Origin of the sequence: Propionivibrio sp. (genome assembly GCF_041441355.1) — a bacterium.
Lineage (GTDB): Bacteria > Pseudomonadota > Gammaproteobacteria > Burkholderiales > Rhodocyclaceae > Propionivibrio.
The window spans coordinates 22,523-42,220 of the sequence record NZ_JASDTF010000018.1; the positions used below are offsets into that span (position 1 = coordinate 22,523).

Consider the following 19,698-nt stretch of genomic DNA (forward strand, 5'->3'; position numbering starts at 1 on the left):
ACAATGGCATGTCGCGCCATAAAAACCACGGCCCTGCGCCATAACGAACCGGGAGTTCCGCCATGCCCCTGCGTCTTGCCCGTCGTTTCTTCCCGCTGCTCCTCGCCCTTGTCGGTACGCCGCTGCACGCCGAGCCTTGCGCCGAACCGCTCGCCGCCACCGCCGTCAGCGGCGTCGAACAATGCCTGCGCATGCGTCAATTCGGCAGCGAGACGCCGGAAACGTTCATCGTCTGGCTGCACGGCGACGTCTCCTCGGGCGGCCCGGCGAACTACCACTTCGCCATCGCCGAGAAGGCGACCGCCGAACTCGGCGCCGACACGGCGAGATCGGTGGCCCTGGTGCGCCCCGGCTATCCGGACGGCAGCGGCAGCGAATCGGGCGTCGCCTTCGGGCACGGCGGGCGGCGCGACCACTACACCGACGTCAATCTCCGCGAGCTCGCCGCCGCCATCGAACGCCTGAAGGCACACTACGCGCCGAAGCGGACCGTGCTGGTCGGGCATTCGGGCGGCGCGGCCTCCGCCGCGGTGTTGCTGGGCATGGCCCCGGGACTGGCCGACAGCGCCGTCCTCGTCGCCTGCCCGTGCGATCTCGGGGTCTGGCGCGCTTCGCGCGGCGGCGGCGCGTGGTCGCGCAGCGAGAATCCCAGCGCCTGGATCGGCAAGGTCGCCCCGTCAACGCGGGTCATCGCCCTGACCGGCGAGCGCGACGACAACACCCGCCCGCAACTCGCCGAAGCCTACGTCAAGGCGCTGACGGCGCAAGGCGTGCAGGCCCGCTTTGCGGCCCTCCCCTACGCCGATCACAACAGCGCTTTCCGCGCCCCCGAAGTCACCTTGGCCCTGCGTGAATTGCTGACGACACCGGACGCTGCGCCCGCCGCCAAGCCCTAACCGCCGACGGCAAAAGGCGCCGCAGCGCCGCTGCCTTACATCGCCAGCACGCGCCAGCTGGCGGCGAAATCGGCGGCGCGGCGGCCGACCTCGTCGGCGCTCAGGCCCGGCGTGTAGAGTGCCGAGCCGAGGCCGAAGCCGCTGGCGCCGGCCACGCGATAGGCGGCCATCGTCTGCGGCGTGATGCCGCCAACCGGCAGCAAACGCGTCGTCTTGGGCAGCACGGCGCGCAGTGCCTTGACCACGGGCGGCGTGACGAGCTCGCCGGGGAAGAGCTTGAGCCCGGTGGCACCGGCTTCCAGCGCGGCGAAGGCCTCGGTCGGCGTCGCCACGCCCGGCAGGCAGGGTAGCCCGGCGGCCACCGCAGCCTCGATGACCCGAACATCGGCGTGTGGCATGACGATCAACTCGCCACCGACGTCGGCCACTGCGCGCACCCGTTCCGGGCTGAGTACGGTGCCGGCGCCGACCACGGCGTCCTCGGGCAACACCGCGCGCAGGATGGCGATGCTCTCGAGCGGGTCGGGCGAGTTGAGCGGTACTTCAATCAAGCGAAAGCCGGCGGCGTACAGCGCCTGCCCAACCGAAGCGGCATCGGCCGGCGGCAGACCGCGCAGGATGGCGACCAGCGGCAGGGTGGCGAAAGCGCTGGCAAAGCGCAGTTTGAGAACGTTGGCGGGACTCGGGTAAGGCATGGGAGGCTTTCGGGGAGGTACTCAGAGAGGGATCAGACCACACGCTTGGGCGATCCGCCACAGACCGCGTGGCGCAGTGTTGGACAAGACCTGCGGCGTGGGGGCCGCCAAAAGGGCGAAGGCACGGGCATAGCGGGCGCACAGCGCCGGATCGCCGATCAGCGCCGGGACGGCGGCGGACAACGCCGTCGCCGCGCGCAGTTCGTTCGCCACCTCGTGCCCGATCAACAGGCCGGAGAGGTAGTCGGGCAGTGCCGCGGGCGCGAGTTCGCCGGCCAGCGCCAGCGTGCGCACCGAAAAGAGCTGGTGCGTCAGCCCCCCCTCGCCGCGCGCCCCGACCTGAACGCCGCGCGCGAAAGCGGCGTCATCGAAGGGCGCCACCTCGGTCGGCATCAGGCGCCCGAGGATCGAATGCGCGCGCAGCACGGCGTACAGTTCACCAGTGAGGTCGGTGGAAAAGCGCACGATGCGGCCGTCCTCGACCGTCGCCCATTTCGAGTGCGTTCCGGGCAGGATGTAAATGCGGCGCGCGCCAAGCGTGGCGGCAAGGTCTTCGGCATCAACGGCGGTAACGATTTCGGCCGCGAGCGCGCCGACGATCTGGGTTTCCTCGCCGCGCATCACGTCGGGCAGGCGCCCGGGCGCCGCGCCGGCAAAGTCGCACGAAACGCCGGGCACGATCCACATCGGCCGGCCATGCGCCGTCTCGACCGGAACGGCCTGTGCAGCCAGCGCCGCCGCATCGGCCGGGCACGGCACATACGGTGCCTCGCACCAGCCTTGGGCGCTGCCGACCATGCCGCAGGCGAGCAGCGGCAGTTCCGGCTGGCGCTCAAGCCAATCTCCGGCCAACTGCGCCAACGCGGTCGCGTAGCCGCCCGGGCCGGGCTCGGGGAGGTGCTGGATGCCATGTGCCGATTCGCGTTCGGCGACCACCTCACCGGCGCACATCAGGAACGCGCGCAAACGGCTCGTCCCCCAGTCGAGGGCCAGCAGGTGAGGAAGAGGCAACGAGGAAGACATCGGACTCTATTCAGGACAGAGGCGCAACGGCGAAGCGTATCGAGCGACACGGCCCCTGCGTTTTGACAAGGATACACCCGCGGTCCCGCCACGTCCTGGCGGGACCGCCCGGTTCACCACTCCGCCACCGCGCCGTCGGCGTGCCGCCAGACCGGGTTGCGCCAGTCGGGGGCGTTGCGGCTGCGCTCAATCACCAGCGCCTCGTTCACTTCGACGCCGAGACCGGGTTTCTTCGGCGGCAGCATGTAACCGGAATGGAAGGCAAAGTCTTCGGGGTTGAGCACGTAGTCCATCAGCTCGGCGCCCTGGTTGTAGTGGATGCCCATGCTCTGTTCCTGCAGCACCGCGTTGCGGGCGACGAAGTCGACGTGCAGGCAGGCCGCGAGCGCCAGCGGACCGAGCGGGCAATGTGGCGCGAGGCCGACGTCGTAGGCCTCGGCCATCGCCGCGATCTTCACGCACTCGGTGATGCCGCCAGCGTGTGAGAGGTCGGGCTGGAGAATGGCGATGCCGCCGCCTTCGAGCACGCGCTTGAAGTCGAAGCGCGAGAACATGCGTTCGCCGGCGGCGAGCGGAATGTGCGTCTGCGCGGCGAGGCGCGGGTAATACTCGGCCTGCTCGGCCAGCACCGGCTCCTCGATGAACAAGGGGCGATAGGGCTCGAGCTCGCGGATCAGCACGCGCGCCATCGGTGCAGCAACGCGGCCGTGAAAATCGAGCCCGAATTCGATGGCGTCGCCGAAGGCGGCGCGAATCTCGGCGACCACACCGACCGCAGCGTCGACCGCGCGGCTCGAGTCGATCAAGCCCATTTCTTCGCAGCCGTTGAGCTTGAACGTGTCGAAGCCGTGCGCCTGCAGGGTGCGGATGCCGGCGATCACGTCCGCCGGGCGGTCGCCGCCGACCCAGCTGTACATCTTCATCTTGTCGCGCACCAGGCCGCCGAGCAGTTCATACACGGGCACGCCGAGCACCTTGCCCTTGATGTCCCACAAGGCCTGGTCGATACCGGCGATGGCGCTCATCAGGATCGGTCCGCCGCGGTAGAAGCCGCCGCGGTAAAGCATCTGCCAGAGGTCGTTGATGCGCGCCGGATCTTTGCCGACGAGGTAGTCGGACAATTCATGCACCGCCGCCTCGACGGTGCGCGCCCGCCCTTCGATCACCGGCTCGCCCCAGCCGACGACACCGGCGTCGGTCTCGATCTTGAGGAACAGCCAGCGCGGTGGCACGCGGTAGGTGGTGAGGCGGGTGATTTTCATGTGCATTCTCCGATCTGCGTTCTCCGATCAACCCTTCACCGCGCCCATGGTCAGCCCCTTGACGACGTACTTCTGGAAAATCATGGTCAGCACGATGGCCGGCGTCATGATCGCCACCGCCGCGGCCATCACTCCGCCCCAGTCGACTTCGGCGTAGGAGACGAAGTTGTAGACGGCGATCGGCAACGTCTTGGTCTTCTCCATGCTCAGCACCTGCGAGAACATGAAGTTGTTCCACGAGAAAATGAAGGAGAGCGTCGTCGCGGTGATGATCCCCGGCCCCGAGAGCGGCAGGATCACCGCCCAGAAGGCGTACTGCCGCGTGGCGCCGTCGACCATCGCCGACTCTTCCAGTTCGCGCGGGATCGAGTTGAAGTAGGTGGACATGATCCACACCACGATGGGCAGCGCGATCAGCATGTGCGAGAGCACCAGCGCGGTGTAGCTGTCCATCAGGTTAAGGCGCGAGAAGACGATGTACCAGGGCATCAGGAAGGAGATGCCGGGCATCAGGCGGGCGAGCAGGATGAACACCGCCAGCCGCTTCTGCGCATAGCGCGAGATCGAATACGCGGCGGGCAACCCGAGCAGCAGCGAGAGGCCGACCGCGAGGCCGCCGACGATGGTCGAGTTGATGAAGTACTTCAGGAAGTCCTGCTCCTCGAAGACCTTGAGGTAGTTCTGCAAGGTCGGCTCGAAGATAAATTTCGGCGGCCAGGCGATGATGTCGACCTGCGTCTTGAACGACGACGCCAGCATCCAGAGAAATGGAAAGAGGACGATGGTGGCAATTGCCGCGACGGTGACGTAGAACGCCAGGGTGGTGAAGAATTTCTTGTTCATTGCGGACTCCACGAAAACACCTCGGCCATTCCATGCGTAAATCTTGCGTGACACGAAGACGAGCCGCAGACAGCGCACCTTGCACGGCAAGGCGAAGTCGACAACGTCACGCGAGGTTTGCGCATGGAATCAGTGCTCGGACGATGCGCGCAGCTTCATGATCAGCAGGCTGCACAGGAAGACGACCAGGAACAGGACGACCAGGATCACCGACGACTGTCCCATGCGGAAATATTCGAAGCTGTACTTGAAGCCGAGAATGTTGAGCGTTTCGGACGCGTAGCCCGGCCCACCGCCGGTCATCGCGAAGATGATGTCGAAGGTCTTCAAGGCGTCGATGAGGCGCAGGATGACGGCGGTGAGGATCACCGGCATCACCATCGGAATGGTCACGTGGCGCAGGATCTGCCACTCGCTCGCGCCGTCGACGCGCGCCGCCTCGACCGGCTCCTCGGACAGCCCCGCGAGACCGGCCAACACGATGAGGGTGATCATCGGCGTCCATTGCCAGACATCGACGATGACCAGCGCCGCGAGCACCGACTTGGCATCGGACACCCACAAGCCCTGCGGCAGCCCGACGCTCTGGAGCAGGTAGTTCACGAGGCCGATCGTCGGGTCGTAGAAGAGGTTGAAGACGATCCCCACCGCCACCGGCGTCGCCACCAGCGGCAGCAGCAGGAGCAGCTTGGCGATGCTCTTGCCGACGAAGGCGCGGTTGAGGATCAGCGCGATGGCGACGCCGAGCACGGCCTCGATCGCGACCGCAAAAAAGGTGAAGGCGAAGGTCCGCCAGAAGGCATCGAGGAAACGCGGCTCGGCGAGCACCCGCAGGTAACTGTTGATCCCGTTGAACGACATCGGCATGCCGGAGGTGAGGTTCCAGTTGGTGAAGCTTAAGCCCAACGTGTACAGCACGGGGAAGATCATCAACAGGGCGACGAAGAGGATCGCCGGGAGGGGGAACAGGATGTGCAGGTTCCGTTCCACGAAGCTCGATTTCATCATTACAGGCCTCTGTACTTTCCTCGCGTTCGCCCGACGGCTGGCATCAACGCTCCAAACCCTCCCGGCGCGGGGCGGAGCGTCGCCCCCGCGTCAGGGCCGGCGCCGCACCCGGGCGCCGGCATTCACTCACGACTCAACCGACACGCATGAGCGGCTTATTTGCCGCTCACTTGCCGCTCATTTGCCGCTCATTTACCGTATTCGCCAGTGTCTTGCAGCAGCTCATTGACCTTCTTGGCGCGGTCCTTGGCCATCGCGTCGAGCTTGGTCGACGCACCCTTGGTGTTGATCGACTCGATGATCAGTTCGCCGATCAGGTCACGCGCCTCGCCGACCGCGCTCATGTACGGACGATCGAAGGGCGTGCCGTTCTTGGCCGCAAACGCGCGCGTTTCAACCAAGCCGGGATTGATCTTCTCGAGCACGACCTTGTCTTCCCAGACCGAGGAGCGCGCCATCGTGATGTTGCTCAACATGGCTTGCGCGGCGAGTTCCTTGCTCGTGGCCCAGGCGAGGAACTTGGCGGCGTTCTCCTTGTTCTTCGACTGCTTGGCCATCGACATGCCCCACGAGGACACGATGAACGGGGCATTGGTCTTCGGCCCGGCCGGGAGGTTGGCGATACCTACGTTTTCGGCCGGGACCTGGGTCTTGGCCGGATCGACGGTCTGACCGTAGAACACCGAGGCATCGGTCCACATCGCGACCTTGCCGGCCTGGAAGAGCGGCATGATGTTTTCCCACGACATCGAGGTCACGCCCTTCGGCCCGTAGCTGCCGAGCAGCTTGCCGTAGAAGCGGGTCGCCTCGACCGCCGGGGCGCTGTCGAAGACCGCGACGCCCTTGTCGAGGTAGGCGCCGCCATAGTTATAGATGTAGCTCGAGAGCTGGGTCACCGCCGCTGCGCCCTTGCCGCGCGAGGCGATGCCGGCGACGGCGTCGGAATTGAGTTTCTTCGCGGCGTCCTCGAGTTCGGCAAAGGTCGTCGGCACCTTGAGGTTGGCGGCCTTGAACAGGTCCTTGCGGTAGTAGAGCACCTGCCATTCGGTGACCAGCGGCACGATGTAGGTCTTGTCGCCAAAGGTGCCGACGGACAGCACGTTCTTGGGATAGTCGGCAAAGTCCATCGCCAGCGGCTCGTACCAGCCGTTCTTGTAGAACATCTTGCCTTCCTGCAGCGGCCGGGTCATGAACACGTCGACCGTCGACGAACGCGTCGCGAACTCGGTCGTCAGTTTGGTCGTCAGCTGCCCTTCCTGCAGGCTTTCGACATTGACCTTGATGCCCGTCGCGCTCTCGAACTGCGGGATCGCCGACTTGAGCAGCTCACCGTATGGATGGTTGGCGAGCAGCACACGGATTTCCTTGCCTTGCGCCAGCGCCCCCGAAGCGAAACCCAGCGCGGACAGACACACCACTGAACCCAGGACCAGCTTTTTCATGATTCCTCCGAACGTCGATTGAGTTGCATCCCCTGCTCGGCGGTCGCTTTGCCTGCCCGCGACCGGAGAGCGCCCCAGCCTACTGCGAAAAACCATCGTTGCTGCGTGTCGTACCAAAGCTTCGGCCGCCCTTTGCGCGGCCGTCGAACACTCACACCAGGGTGACCTCGTTCGTTTTATCGAACAGGTGTGTCTTGGCCATCTTGAATTCAACTTGCACCGTCTCGCCGACCTCAACCATGCGCTCGGGCACCGGCATGCGCGCAACCAGCGTGTGCGCGCCGCAGGCCAGGTGCAGGAAGATCTCCGCCCCGAGCGTTTCGACGACTTCAGCGCGCGCATTCACCACGTTATCTTCGTCGTTCCGCTCGCTGCCGGACGCCGACGCCAGGGCGATGTCCTCCGGGCGGACGCCGAAAACCACCCCCTGCCCACGATGCCCGTCCAGCGGGGCCTCGAAGGCCGCTGGAACCCGCACTCGGAAGCCGCCCGCATCGACCCACAGGCCGTCGCTCGTGGCGTCCAGCGTGGCGTCGACGAAGTTCATCGCCGGCGAGCCGATGAAACCGGCGACGAAGCGGTTGGCCGGGCGCGCGTACACCTCCATCGGCGTCCCGTTTTGCTGCAGCACGCCGCGGCTCATGATGAAGATGCGGTCGGCCATGGTCATCGCCTCGACCTGGTCGTGCGTCACGTAGATCATCGTCGCCCCGAGGCGGCGGTGCAGCTTGCTGATCTCGGCGCGCATCGCCACGCGCAGCTTGGCGTCGAGGTTGGAAAGCGGCTCGTCGAAGAGGAAGACCTTGGGCTTGCGCACGATGGCGCGGCCGACGGCGACGCGCTGGCGCTGGCCGCCGGAAAGCTCCTTGGGTTTGCGTTCGAGCAGTTCGCGGATGCCCAGGATGTCGGCGGCCTCGGCGACGCGATCGTCGATTTCCTTCTGTTCGAGCTTGCGGATGCGCAGCCCGAAACCCATGTTCTCGCGCACACTCATGTGCGGGTAGAGCGCGTAGCTCTGGAAGACCATGGCGATGTCGCGTTCGCGCGGCTCAAGGTCGTTGACCCGCGTCTCGCCGACGAAGATGTCGCCCGAAGTCGCCTTCTCCAGGCCGGCGATCATGCGCAGCGCGGTCGTTTTGCCGCACCCGGACGAGCCGACGAGGACGGCGAATTCGCGGTCCTCGATGGCGATCGACAAGTCATCGACCGCCGTCACGCCGCCAAAGCGTTTGCAGACATTTTTCAGAATCACACTGGCCATTGCACGAGCCTCAAAAAACGATGGTTTCGGTTCTCTCGGGTGCTGCGGTGCTTCCGGGTGCCGCGAGCGGCGGTAAAACGGTGCGACGGTGAAACGTGAAATCTGCCGGCTACGAAGGCGCCGTCAACGGCACGGCCGCGTCTTCGGGCGCGGCCGCCGACTGCTGTGCCCGTACCGCCGTGCGCTGCACCATGGTGTGGCTGTGTCGCTCTGCCGCCTCGGGGTTCTGGCGCCGGATGGCCTCGAAAAGGTCGAAATGCTCTTTCAGCGTCAGCGCCATGTGCTGATCTGCGGCGAAGAGGGTGTAATCGAAGATCGCGCGCTGCAAGGCGCTGATCGCATCGCTCAACTGCTGGATGACGACGTTGTGCGTCGCCACCAGGATGGCCTTGTGGAAGGCGATGTCGGCCTCGTGGAAGCGTGCCAGATCGCCGTTGTAATTGGCCATGGCGTTGTAGCTCGCTTCGATCGCGACCAGGTCGACGGCCGTCGCCCGCTCCGCGGCCCAGCGCGAAATCACCGGTTCGATCAGGCTGCGCACTTCGATCAGCGAAGCGATCAGCGTCGGATCGGGGGTTTTCTCGAGCACCCAGCCGAGCACGTCGACGTCGAGGTAATTCCAGTTCTGGCGCGGCATGACGAACAGCCCGCGGTGCGCCTGGGCGTCGATCAGACGCTTGGTCGACAAGACGCGGATGACCTCGCGCACCACGTTGCGCGAAGCGAGATAGCGGCTGCACAGCTCGGCTTCGGAGGGCAAGGATGCACCGGCCGGGTACTCGCCTTGCGCGATCGCTTTGCCAAATTGCTGCACCAGCTGCTGGGTCTTGGTCATACCACACGTCTCCATGTCATCGGGAGGCGCGATCTTAACCGAGCCGGGCGCTGCATGCCGTTCACCGTTGCACCCGCGCCGAGCTGCCGCGAGCGAAGGCTCGCACCTCGGCCAGCGTGGCCATCGTCGTGTCGCCAGGGTAAGTGGTGAGCAAGGCGCCGTGCGCCCAGCCAAGCCGCAGCGCCTGCTCGGGCGACTCTCCGCTGAGCAGGCCGTAGAAGAAGCCCGCGGCGAAGCCGTCACCCCCGCCGATGCGGTCGTACACGTCGAGGTCGGCGGTCGGTGCCTGGAAAGTTTCGCCCTGAACCCAGGCCACCGCGCTCCAGCGGTGGCGGTTGGTCGACTGCACCGCGCGAAGCGTCGTCGCCACCACTTTGATCTGCGGGTAGCGCGCCACGACGCTGTCGATCATCGCCAGGAAGGCCGACGGGTCGAGCTCCGCATGCGCCCCCACGTCCGGGCCGGGCAAGCCCAGTCCTTTCTGCAAATCCTCTTCGTTGCCCACCAGCACGTCGACGTAAGGCAGGATGCGGGCCAGCACCTCGACTGCGCGGGCCTCGCCACCGGCGACCTGCCAGAGCTTGGCGCGGAAGTTGAGGTCGAAGGAGACGACTGCGCCGGCGGCCTTGGCCGCGCGCATGCCTTCGACGATGACGTCGGGCGTCGTCTCTGAGAGCGCCGCAAAGATGCCGCCGCTGTGGAACCAGCGCACGCCGCCGGCAAAGATCGCCGGCCAGTCGAAATCGCCGGCTTTGAGCAGCGCGCCGGCCTCATTGGCGCGGTTGTAGAAGACGACCGGCGGGCGCACGCCCTGGCCACGATCGCTGTATACCGTCGCCATGTTGGGACCGTTCACGCCGTTGTGCGCAAAATGCTTATAGAACGGCCGGACGCCCATCGCCCGCACGGCGCCCTCGATCAGCTGGCCGATCGGGTAATCGACCATGGCGCTGACGATGCCGGTCTTGAGGCCGAAGCAGTCGGCGAGGTTGGCGGCGCAGTTGAACTCGCCGCCGCTCACGTGGATCTGGCACTCGCGCGCCTTGCGGAAGGGGATCACGCCGCTGTCGAGGCGATGCACCAGGGCACCGAGCGAAACGAAGTCCAGGGCCGCGTCGGCCGGAATCGAAAGTCCTGCAACGGGGGCCGTCATCGCTTAAGCCTTTCTCGCCTGGGCGATCCAGTCGGTGTGGAAGCTGCCCGGCCGGTCGATGCGTTCGTAGGTGTGCGCGCCAAAGTAATCGCGTTGCGCCTGCAACAGGTTGGCCGGCAGCACGGCCTGGCGGTATGCGTCGTAATAGTCGAGCGAGGCGTTGAACGCCGGCGTCGGGATGCCCAGATCGCGGCACAGCTTGAGGACGAAGCGCCAGGCCTCCTGCGCCTCGCCAAGCACCCCGCAGAAGAAGGGATCGAGCATCAGGTTGGGCAGCGCCGGGTCGCGCGTGTAGGCGTCACGAATCTTGTCCAGGAAACGCGCGCGAATGATGCAGCCGCCGCGCCAGAGCAGCGCGATTTCGCCAAAGTTGAGCGTCCAGCCGTATTCGCGCCCGGCCGCGGCCATCAACGCGAAGCCTTGCGCATAGGAACAGATCTTCGAGGCATACAGGGCGTCATGCACCGCTTTGACGAGCTTGTCCCGCTCGCCGTACCACGTGCCCTGCGGCCCGGGCAGGATTTCCGCCGCGTGCATCCGCTCGGCCTTGGCCGCTGACATGCAGCGGGCGAAGACCGCTTCGGTAATCGCCGGCGTCGGAATACCGAGGTCGAGCGCGTCCTGCGAAGTCCATTTGCCCGTGCCCTTTTGCCCGGCCTTGTCGAGGATCATCTCGACCAGCGGCGTGCCGGTTTCTTCGTCGCTCACCGCGAAAATGTCGCGCGTGATCTCGATCAAATAGGAATCGAGCGGCCCGGCGTTCCATTCGGCGAAGACCTGATGCAGTTCGCGGGCGTTCATGCCGCCGGCCTGGCGCAGGATGTGATAGGCCTCGGCGATGAGCTGCATGTCGGAATACTCGATCCCGTTGTGCACCATCTTCACGTAATGCCCGGCGCCATCCGGTCCGACGTAGGCGCAGCACGGCCCGCCTTCAACCTGCGCCGCGACCTTGGTGAACATTGGCGCGACGGCGTCGTAAGCCGCCCGGTCGCCGCCCGGCATCATGCTCGGACCGCGCAAAGCGCCTTCCTCGCCTCCGGAAACACCCATCCCGAGGTAGTGGATGCCCTGCGCCTTGAGTTCGGCGTGCCGGCGGCGGGTATCGTGGAACAGGGAATTGCCGCCATCGATGACGATGTCGCCGGCCTCGAGGTGCGGCAACAGCTGGGCGATCATCTCGTCCACCGGCCGGCCAGCCTTGACCATCAGCATCACCCGCCGCGGCCGCGCCAGCATCGTCATCAACTCCGCGATGCTTTCCGCCGCACACACGGGCAGGTCGCGCGCCACGCCCTCGACGAATGCCTGAACGACGCTTGCCGTACGGTTGTACACCGCCACCCGAACGCCCTTGCCGGCCATGTTGCGGACGAGGTTCTCGCCCATCACGGCCAGCCCGATCAAACCGATATCGCACTGCGTTTTCACGTCCAACCCTTTCCGAAGTCAGGTTAAACCGAGCACCTTGAACACATCGCTTCCGTTGTTATGGTTCAGCTTGCGGCAGGGTGCAAGCCAAAACCCGTCTTCACCCCGACAACGGCGCCCCACGGCCAAGGCAGTCTGCCACCGTTGTCCACCAGCGTCAATATCGTTGTAGTACAATTTATTCGACTCGTAAGACATTCTATGTCACATCAATAACACCTAACGAGTCATCCTCGCAGCAGCCTCGCGGTTTCGTTCGATACTCTCCTCTCAGAAAGGAATGTCGCCATGCCCGCTCCTGCCGTCGCAACACTGCCAACACTGCCCACTCCACGCCCCATACGTCACACCACCCTGCGCCAACGTGCCTCCGCCCTGCTTTGCGGTGTGCTGCTCGCGGCCAGCACTTCATTCGCCATTGCGCAGCCCGTTTTAGCCGAGCGCATTGACCTGATCCGCCACGGCGAAAGCGAAGACAATCCCGACCGTGGACAGACCATCGCTCGCCTCGACGGCCGCCTGGAAAACAGTCGCGGCAAAGTGCTGAGCGGCTGGAACGCCTCCAGCCTCACCCTGCTCGGCGCCAGCCAAGCCGTCAAGGCCGGTGAAGCCCTTCGCGCCCAGGACAGCGCCGACGCCCGCTCGCTGAAAGAAGCGTTGTGGCTCTATTCGCCCTTGCTGCGTACGCGCCAGACGCTCTCAGGCGTACTCGTCGGCGCACGACTCGCCAACGAGACCGGTTTGCGCCTGAGACCGGAACCCCGGCTTTTCGAGCGCTCCGCCGGAGAGCTGACCAGCCTCACCTGGGAAGAAGCTGCCTTGCGCTGGCCCGAAATGCAGAAAGGACGAGACGCCTCGGTTTTCCATCAAGCCACCGCGGCTTACCCGCGCGGCGAATCGCTGGCCGACGTCTATCGGCGCGCCTCGTCCATGCTCGACGAAGCCCTGCGAGAGGAAAAACGCATCGTAGTCATTTCGCACGAATTGACGATCAAAACCCTGCTCGCCCACCTGCTGCGGGGCCAGATCGACAACAACGCCTTTGCCTACAAGGTCGAAAACGCCAAACCCATCACCTTGGTGCGGCGCGACGGCCAATGGATCGTGCAGCCGGAAGCCGGGCACTGACAAAAGGCCTACGGACAACTGAGACGGCAGAATGTGAAAAGCGGAATTCAGGGATTCCGCTTTTTCGCTGCGCGACGCCGCAAAACGAACATAAAGAGACAAACGCCCGTCAGACCAGCCCGAAAGCTCCGAGCAAAGCACCCGCCGCCAAAAGCCAGAGGATGTGCAGGCGCGTACGCCAAATCAGGACGGCGCAACTCGCCGTCAGCAGCCACAAGGGCCAGTCGCGCGCCACGTCGCCGTGCGCACGCGCTAACAGCCAGCCCGTCGCCAGCATCAGCGCCACGACCACCGGCGCCATGCCTTGCTTGAATGCCCGGACGCTGCGCCGTTCGCGGTTGGCATGCGACCAGCGCGAGGAAAAATAAACGAGCAAGGAGCTGGGCGTCAGCAGCCCACACATCGCCAGCAAAGCCCCAAGCATGGCCAGTCCGAGGCTGCCACTGTTCAGCCCGATGTTCCAACCGAACAGGGCGACAAAGAGAATGTTGGGGCCTGGCGCCGCCTGCGCGATGGCGATCGAGGACGAGAACTGTGGATCGGTCAGCCAGTGTCGCTGATCGACGAGGTAGCGGTGCATGTCCGGGGCGGTGGTGATCGCCCCACCAATGGAAAGCAGCGACCAGAGCATGAAATGACCGCAGAGGGCCAACCAATCGTCGACCGACAAGACGAGGTCTCCGCTCATGGCGACAAACGCTTCCAAGCCAGCACGCAACCGAGCGCGCCAAAACCGAAGACCGCAACCGGCAGCGGCAGACGCAAGAGCGCGATGACGACGAAAGTCCCAAAGCCCAAAACAGCGCAGATCGTCATTCCCAGCACGTTGCGCTTGAGTGCAGGAACGAGCTTGAGCCCGCTACCGATGATCAGCCCGGCTGCCACCACCCCCATCCCACGCAGCGCACCCTGCACGGCGGTCGAATCCGAAAATTGGCTGTAGGTATACGCCACGGCGATGACAATCACCAGCGGCAATGCGACCAGCCCGAGCAAAGCCATCAGCGCGCCGCGCCAACCGAAGTAGCGCGCCCCGAGCACCAGCGACAGGTTGATCACGTTCGGCCCCGGCATCACCTGCGCTACCGCCCACTCCTCGACGAATTCCTCCTTCGAGAGCCAGCGTCGACGCTCGACGAGTTCGTGCTGCACGACTGCCAGCACGCCGCCAAAGCCCTGTAAGGCCAGCCAGGATAGCGCCAGAAAAAGCTCAAGTGGTGAACGCGGACGTGCTTCGGACATCAAGACTTCTCACAAAGACGAGAATAAAAAACGGGCGCCGAAGCGCCCGTTTCTGTTTCGAATCGGTCCGGAGACTGATTAGAAGGTGTGACGCATGCCGATCGCGAAGGAATTGACGCTGGCGTCCTTGTCGTACTGCACGCCACCGAAGCTGTTGCCCTTGCTGACGAAATCGTCGTGGCTGATGCGGCTAACAGCGGCGTAGCCGGTCGTACGCTTCGAGAAAGCGTGCTCATAGCCAACGCCCCAGCCGGCGGCCTTGCCGTCAACCGAAGCAGCTGCGTCGAAATCCTTCTTCAGGCGAACGTACTCGACGACAACCGTGCCGGCCTTGGCAACCGGAACACGAGCGCCAACCGTCCATTGGTCGAGGTCGTATTCACCGACCGTGGCCTTGTTCTTTTCCTGCTGGTACTGACCGAAGACCTTGACGACCTTGAAGTCGAACGAACCACCGAAGCTCCAGCCCTTGACGCCGTCGTCACCGACAACCGCATCGTTCGGGGAGGTTTGCGCGTAGATCAGGGCCAGATCAACCGGGCCGTTCTTGTAAGCGCCGCCCAGCGTGAACTTGCCAGCGTCCGACGTATCCTGCTCAACGCGAGCCGGCGTGTTCTTCAGGCCCGAGCTAACCTTCTCGCCGAAGCCGTAAACGGTGCGGACTTCAAAGCCACCCCAAACCGGCGAAGCGTACTTGACCGAGTTGTCAACGCGGTCGCTCGAGTGCAGTTGCGTGAAGTTGATGGCCAGCGTGTTGCTCGGGTAGACGACGGTGATGTCCGAAGCGTAGCCCTTGGCGATCCAGTCGTAAGCGACGCTGTTCTGACGACCGGCGGTGAAGGCACCGATCTGGTCGTGCTTCAGACCGACCCAGGCGTTACGAACGGTGTTCAGGCCGCTGTTGGTGTCAGCCTTGAAGCCAAATTCGGCTTGGGCGATGGCGCTCAGGCCGTTGCCCAGCGCTTCCGTGGTGCGGAAGCCGATGCGCGAACCCGACATTTCGCCCGACTCGATGCCGCTGAACTTGTTGTCTTCCGACTTGTTGTACTGGTAGCCGACGTCGACCACACCGTAAACGGTCACATTGGTCTGCGCGAAGGCAGCGCCCGACACCAAGCCGGCGACGGCCAGTGCGATGAGTTTCTTTTGCATTGTAAATCTCCTCTAGGTTTAAGGTCAGCGGCCCTCGGAGCCGCCAAACTGGACCTCTCATTGATGAGAAGCTGACGCAATCATCGCAAACACAGATACCACAGGCAACCGCAACGCGCTTAATTACTGGCTTTCAGCCGAAGGCTTGTTGCAGGCATGCAACAAAAAATGCGCATTGCTTGTGAAAAATGCATAAGCCCCGCCAAGGCGGGGCTTCGCGCACTGCGCGCCAGGTAGCACCCGACACCGAAAAGAATGTCGGAGCGATCGCTCGACGGTGCAAAAAAACCGCCGCACCGAACGGGTCAAACGACGACGGAGAAGAGCTCCGAAAGCGCCGCCCCGGGATGCGCTGCACGCATGAAAGCTTCTCCGACAAGGAAGGCGTGAACGCCATTTCGGCGCATCAAGGAAACGTCGACCGCCGCCAGAATACCGCTTTCGGTCACCACCGTACGCCCCGCCGGGATGCGCGCCAGGAGATCCAGAGTGGTCTGCAGGCTGACCTCGAAGGTGCGTAGGTTGCGGTTGTTGATCCCGAGCAGCGGGGTCTCGAGCTGAAGCGCAAGGTCAAGCTCGGCCGCATCATGCACTTCGACCAGGACCGCCATGCCCAGCGCTTGGGCGATGGCCTCGAATTCGCGCATCGTCGGCAAATCGAGGACGGCGGCGATCAGCAGGATGGCGTCGGCCCCCATCGCCCGTGCTTCGAAAACCTGATACGGATCGACGAGAAAGTCCTTGCGCAGCACCGGCAGTGCGCAAGCCGCACGAGCCGCGTGCAGGTATTCGGGGGCGCCCTGGAAAAACGCCCGATCAGTGAGCACCGAGAGGCACGCCGCGCCGTGCGCGGCATAATCGGCGGCGATCTCGGCCGGACGAAAATCGGCGCGCAGCACGCCCTTGCTCGGGCTGGCCTTTTTGATCTCGGCGATCACCGCCGCGCACCCGGCGGCCGCACGCGTGACGATGGCACCGGCAAAGTCTCGCGCGGGGTTGTCACGCGCCGCGGCTTCGGCCGCCGCACGCACCGCAAACAGCGGAACAGCACTTTGCGCGGACGCGACTTCCTCGTGCTTGACCGCGACGATCTTCTTCAGGATGTCCGGCGTGTTCGGAGTGCTCATGACGCAAGCCTCCGGGTCACGGCGACAAACTGTTCAAGCTTGGCGCGAGCCGCGCCGCTGGCGACGACTTCGCGCGCCGCGGCAATGCCCGCACCGATCGAATCGACCGTATTGGCTGCATAGAGCGCCGTACCGGCATTGAGCAGGACGATCTCGCGCGCCGTGTGCTCGACCGCCGACGGCACGCTCAACGGCGCATCGCCGAGGGCGGCGAGGACGACGTCCTTCGACTCGGCAGCCCCAGCCACGCGCAGGCTGCGGTTCGACTGCATGGCGAGGCCGAAATCTTCGGGGTGAATGTCGTACTCGCGCACTTCCCCATTTTTGAGTTCGCCCACCATGGTTGCCGCGCCGAGCGAGACTTCGTCCATATTGTCCTTGCCGTGCACCACGAGCACGTGCCTTGCGCCCAGGCGCTGCATCACGCGCACCAGAATGCCGACGAGGTCGGGATGAAAGACGCCGAGCAGCGAATTGGGCGCGCCGGCCGGATTGGTCAACGGCCCCAGGATGTTGAAGATCGTGCGCACGCCCATTTCGCGCCGCACCGGGGCGACGTTTTTCATCGCCGCGTGGTGGTTGGGCGCAAACATGAAGCCGATGCCGGTCTCGGCTAGGCACTCGCTCACCTGCGCTGGTGCCAGCTGGATGTTGGCGCCGAACGCTTCGAGTACGTCGGCGCTGCCCGAACTCGACGAAACACCGCGATTGCCGTGCTTGGCAACCTTGGCACCGGCTGCGGCGGCGACGAACATCGCCGCCGTCGAAATATTGAAAGTGTGCGCACCGTCGCCGCCGGTGCCGACGATATCGACGAAATTGGCGTCGTCGGAAACCTCAATGCGCGTCGCCAGCTCGCGCATCACCAGCGCCGCGGCGGCGATCTCGCCGACGGTTTCCTTCTTCACGCGCAGGCCGATCAGGATCGCCGCGATCATCACCGGCGAAACCTCGCCGCCCATGATCTGGCGCATCAAGGCCACCATCTCGTCGTGGAAGATCTCGCGGTGCTCGATGACCCGCACCAGGGCGTCCTGGGGTTTCATTGCGCGTGCTCCTTGAGGAAGTTGGCCAGCAGGTCGTGCCCGCGCTCGGTAAGAATGGACTCAGGGTGGAACTGCACGCCCTCGACCGCCAGCGTCTTGTGGCGCACGCCCATGATTTCGCCGTCCTCGGTCCAGGCGGTGATTTCCAGACACTCGGGCAGCGTCGCCCGTTCGATGGCCAGCGAGTGGTAGCGCGTGCAAGTGAGCGGATTGGGCAAGCCCTTGAAAACACCGACATCGTGGTGCAGCACCGGCGAAACCTTGCCGTGCATCAAGCGCTGGGCATGCACGATACGCCCGCCGAAGGCTTCGCCGATGGATTGATGGCCAAGGCAGACGCCCAACAGCGGAATCTTGCCCGAGAATTCGCGGATCGCGGCGAGCGAAATCCCCGCCTGCGCCGGGGCACACGGCCCGGGCGAGATGACGAGGTAGTGCGGGTTGAGGCGCGCGATCTCGGCGAGCGAAATGGCATCGTTGCGGTAAACCTTCACCTCCTGCCCCAACTCGCCGAAGTACTGCACGAGGTTGTAGGTAAAGGAGTCGTAGTTGTCGATCATCAGCAGCATGGTCGTATCCTTTCGCCGGGGTCAGTCGAGACGTGTATCGAGGCCCTGTTCGGCCAGCTCGGCAGCGCGCAACACCGCACGCGCCTTGTTCTCGGTTTCCTGCCATTCAGCGTTGGGGTTGGAGTCGGCGACAATCCCGGCGCCGGCTTGAACGTGCAGCTTGCCGTCCTTGACGAGGGCCGTGCGGATGGCGATCGCCAGGTCCATGTCGCCGTGGAAGCCGAGGTAGCCGACCGCGCCGGCGTAGATGCCGCGCTTGACGGGCTCGAGTTCATCGATGATCTCCATCGCCCGCACCTTGGGCGCACCGGAAACCGTCCCGGCCGGAAAGGTCGCCTTGAGCACGTCGAGCGCATCCAGCCCCGGCTGCAGCTTGCCTTCGACGTTGGAGACGATGTGCATCACGTGCGAGTAACGCTCGACGAGCATGTTCTCGGTCACACGCACGCTGCCGACCTTGGAGACGCGACCGGCGTCGTTGCGGCCAAGGTCGAGGAGCTGCACGTGCTCGGCGCGCTCCTTCTCGTCGGCCAGCAGTTCGGCGGCGAGTTCCTGGTCTTCGGCGAACGAGGCACCGCGCTTGCGCGTTCCCGCGATCGGACGCACGGTGACCGCGTCGCCTTCGAGACGCACGAGGATTTCCGGCGAAGCGCCGACGACGTGGAAGTCCTCGAAGTCGAAATAGAACATGTACGGCGACGGATTGAGCGAACGCAGCGCGCGGTAGAGCGCCATCGGGCTCGCCGTGAAAGGTTTGCTCATGCGCTGCGAGAGGACGACCTGCATGATGTCGCCCTCGGTGATGTAGCGCTTGGCCTTCTCCACCGCCTGCTTGAAGTGCGCCTCGCCGAAGAGCGACACGGCCGGCGCCGAGGATTGCGGCGTTTCGGCCGGAATCGCCGCCGGCTCGCGCAGCTTGGCGAGCAGCGTCTTCAGGCGCGCCTGCGCCTTCTGGTAGGCGCCAGGAACGCCGGGCTCGGCATAGACGACCAGCGTCAGCTTGCCGGTGAGGTTGTCGACGACGGCGATCTCTTCCGAAAGCAGGAGGACGATGTCCGGCGTCCCGAGCTCGTCGGCCTTGCGCGTACGGGTCAGGCGCGTTTCGACGTAGCGTACGGTGTCATAGCCGAAGCAACCGACCAGACCGCCGCAGAAGCGCGGCAGGCCGGGCGCCGGCGCGGCGCGGAAACGCTTCATGAACTTGCCGATGAAGTCGAGTGGGTTGGTGTCGTCCTCGCGTTCAGCAATGCGGTCGCCGGTCAGGACCAGCACCTGATGGGCATTGACCACCAGGCGGGTCGGGCTGGCCAGGCCGATGATCGAGTAGCGCCCGAAGCGCTCGCCGCCCTGCACCGATTCGAGCAGGTAGGTGTAAGGGCCGTTGGCCAGTTTGAGGTAGATCGACAGCGGCGTGTCGAGGTCGGCGAAAGTCTCGAGGGTAACGGGAATGCGGTTATAGCCCTCGGCCGCCAAGCGGTTGAAATACGATTCGGTCATTGGATGCTCCACGAACGGGTCTGCACGCGGGGTGCAGGTCTGCAAACGGGGCGCCGCAAAGGCGCCGGGGTGGGCGCGCCACGGCTCG

Annotated in this window: 19 protein-coding genes; 2 read left to right on the top strand and 17 right to left on the bottom strand. The window is 64.8% G+C overall.

All coding sequences use genetic code 11. From position 1 onward, the window contains the following. Positions 1-62: 62 nt before the first annotated feature. A complete protein-coding gene (locus QMB55_RS05775; RefSeq protein ID WP_497587728.1) occupies positions 63-896 on the top strand; it encodes an alpha/beta hydrolase family protein in 834 nt (277 codons plus the stop codon). Between the two features lie 35 nt (positions 897-931). Here the strand turns inward: QMB55_RS05775 and QMB55_RS05780 are convergent, their stop codons facing one another. From QMB55_RS05780 to gnd, 10 genes are all read right to left on the bottom strand, one after another. Then, positions 932-1,591: a 2-dehydro-3-deoxy-6-phosphogalactonate aldolase gene (locus QMB55_RS05780; RefSeq protein WP_497587729.1), complete on the bottom strand. Its 660-nt coding sequence runs from the start codon at positions 1,589-1,591 to the stop codon at positions 932-934. 21 nt (positions 1,592-1,612) lie between these two features. Continuing rightward, positions 1,613-2,614 carry a 2-dehydro-3-deoxygalactonokinase gene (locus QMB55_RS05785; protein ID WP_497587730.1) on the bottom strand — a complete coding sequence of 334 codons (1,002 nt, stop codon included), beginning with the start codon at positions 2,612-2,614 and terminating at the stop codon, positions 1,613-1,615. 113 nt (positions 2,615-2,727) lie between these two features. Further along, entirely contained in the window at positions 2,728-3,876 is a 1,149-nt protein-coding gene (dgoD, locus tag QMB55_RS05790; RefSeq protein ID WP_497587731.1) for a galactonate dehydratase, read from the bottom strand. Positions 3,877-3,903: 27 nt separating this feature from the next. Then, on the bottom strand, positions 3,904-4,719 hold the full coding sequence (locus QMB55_RS05795; RefSeq protein ID WP_497587732.1) for a carbohydrate ABC transporter permease: 816 nt from the start codon (positions 4,717-4,719) through the stop codon (positions 3,904-3,906). A 129-nt stretch (positions 4,720-4,848) separates the two neighbouring features. Continuing rightward, a complete protein-coding gene (locus tag QMB55_RS05800) occupies positions 4,849-5,727 on the bottom strand; it encodes a carbohydrate ABC transporter permease (RefSeq protein ID WP_497587733.1) in 879 nt (292 codons plus the stop codon). 188 nt (positions 5,728-5,915) lie between these two features. After that, a complete protein-coding gene (locus QMB55_RS05805) occupies positions 5,916-7,169 on the bottom strand; it encodes an ABC transporter substrate-binding protein (RefSeq protein ID WP_497587734.1) in 1,254 nt (417 codons plus the stop codon). 151 nt (positions 7,170-7,320) lie between these two features. Further along, positions 7,321-8,430, bottom strand: a complete 1,110-nt coding sequence (locus QMB55_RS05810; protein WP_497587735.1) for an ABC transporter ATP-binding protein — start codon at positions 8,428-8,430, stop codon at positions 7,321-7,323. A 109-nt stretch (positions 8,431-8,539) separates the two neighbouring features. Beyond that, complete coding sequence (locus QMB55_RS05815) at positions 8,540-9,265, bottom strand: FadR/GntR family transcriptional regulator (RefSeq protein WP_497587736.1); 726 nt, start codon at positions 9,263-9,265, stop codon at positions 8,540-8,542. Positions 9,266-9,326: 61 nt separating this feature from the next. Then, entirely contained in the window at positions 9,327-10,418 is a 1,092-nt protein-coding gene (locus QMB55_RS05820; RefSeq protein ID WP_497587737.1) for a PfkB family carbohydrate kinase, read from the bottom strand. 3 nt (positions 10,419-10,421) lie between these two features. Beyond that, entirely contained in the window at positions 10,422-11,849 is a 1,428-nt protein-coding gene (gnd, locus tag QMB55_RS05825) for a decarboxylating NADP(+)-dependent phosphogluconate dehydrogenase (RefSeq protein WP_497587738.1), read from the bottom strand. Between the two features lie 288 nt (positions 11,850-12,137). Here gnd and QMB55_RS05830 point away from each other — a divergent pair, with 288 nt between their 5' ends. Then, positions 12,138-12,977, top strand: coding sequence for a histidine phosphatase family protein (locus tag QMB55_RS05830; protein ID WP_497587739.1), 840 nt, complete (start codon positions 12,138-12,140; stop codon positions 12,975-12,977). Between the two features lie 109 nt (positions 12,978-13,086). Here QMB55_RS05830 and QMB55_RS05835 read toward each other — a convergent pair whose 3' ends face one another. From QMB55_RS05835 to trpE, 7 genes are all read right to left on the bottom strand, one after another. Beyond that, entirely contained in the window at positions 13,087-13,665 is a 579-nt protein-coding gene (locus QMB55_RS05835) for a chromate transporter (RefSeq protein WP_497587740.1), read from the bottom strand. Beyond that, the gene (locus QMB55_RS05840; protein ID WP_497587741.1) at positions 13,662-14,219 is read right to left on the bottom strand and encodes a chromate transporter; all 558 of its coding nucleotides are present in this window, start codon (positions 14,217-14,219) and stop codon (positions 13,662-13,664) included. The genes QMB55_RS05835 and QMB55_RS05840 overlap by 4 nt, the downstream gene beginning before the upstream one ends. 78 nt (positions 14,220-14,297) lie before the next feature. Continuing rightward, a complete protein-coding gene (locus tag QMB55_RS05845; RefSeq protein WP_497587742.1) occupies positions 14,298-15,371 on the bottom strand; it encodes a porin in 1,074 nt (357 codons plus the stop codon). 305 nt (positions 15,372-15,676) lie between these two features. After that, positions 15,677-16,498 carry an indole-3-glycerol phosphate synthase TrpC gene (gene trpC / locus QMB55_RS05850; protein ID WP_497587743.1) on the bottom strand — a complete coding sequence of 274 codons (822 nt, stop codon included), beginning with the start codon at positions 16,496-16,498 and terminating at the stop codon, positions 15,677-15,679. Next, positions 16,495-17,544 (bottom strand): anthranilate phosphoribosyltransferase, encoded by a 1,050-nt coding sequence (gene trpD, locus QMB55_RS05855; protein WP_497587744.1) that lies wholly within the window; start codon positions 17,542-17,544, stop codon positions 16,495-16,497. The genes trpC and trpD overlap by 4 nt, the downstream gene beginning before the upstream one ends. Further along, positions 17,541-18,113 (bottom strand): aminodeoxychorismate/anthranilate synthase component II, encoded by a 573-nt coding sequence (locus QMB55_RS05860; protein WP_497587745.1) that lies wholly within the window; start codon positions 18,111-18,113, stop codon positions 17,541-17,543. The genes trpD and QMB55_RS05860 overlap by 4 nt, the downstream gene beginning before the upstream one ends. Positions 18,114-18,134: 21 nt before the next feature. Then, positions 18,135-19,610 (bottom strand): anthranilate synthase component I, encoded by a 1,476-nt coding sequence (trpE, locus tag QMB55_RS05865; protein WP_497587746.1) that lies wholly within the window; start codon positions 19,608-19,610, stop codon positions 18,135-18,137. Positions 19,611-19,698 lie beyond the last annotated feature (88 nt).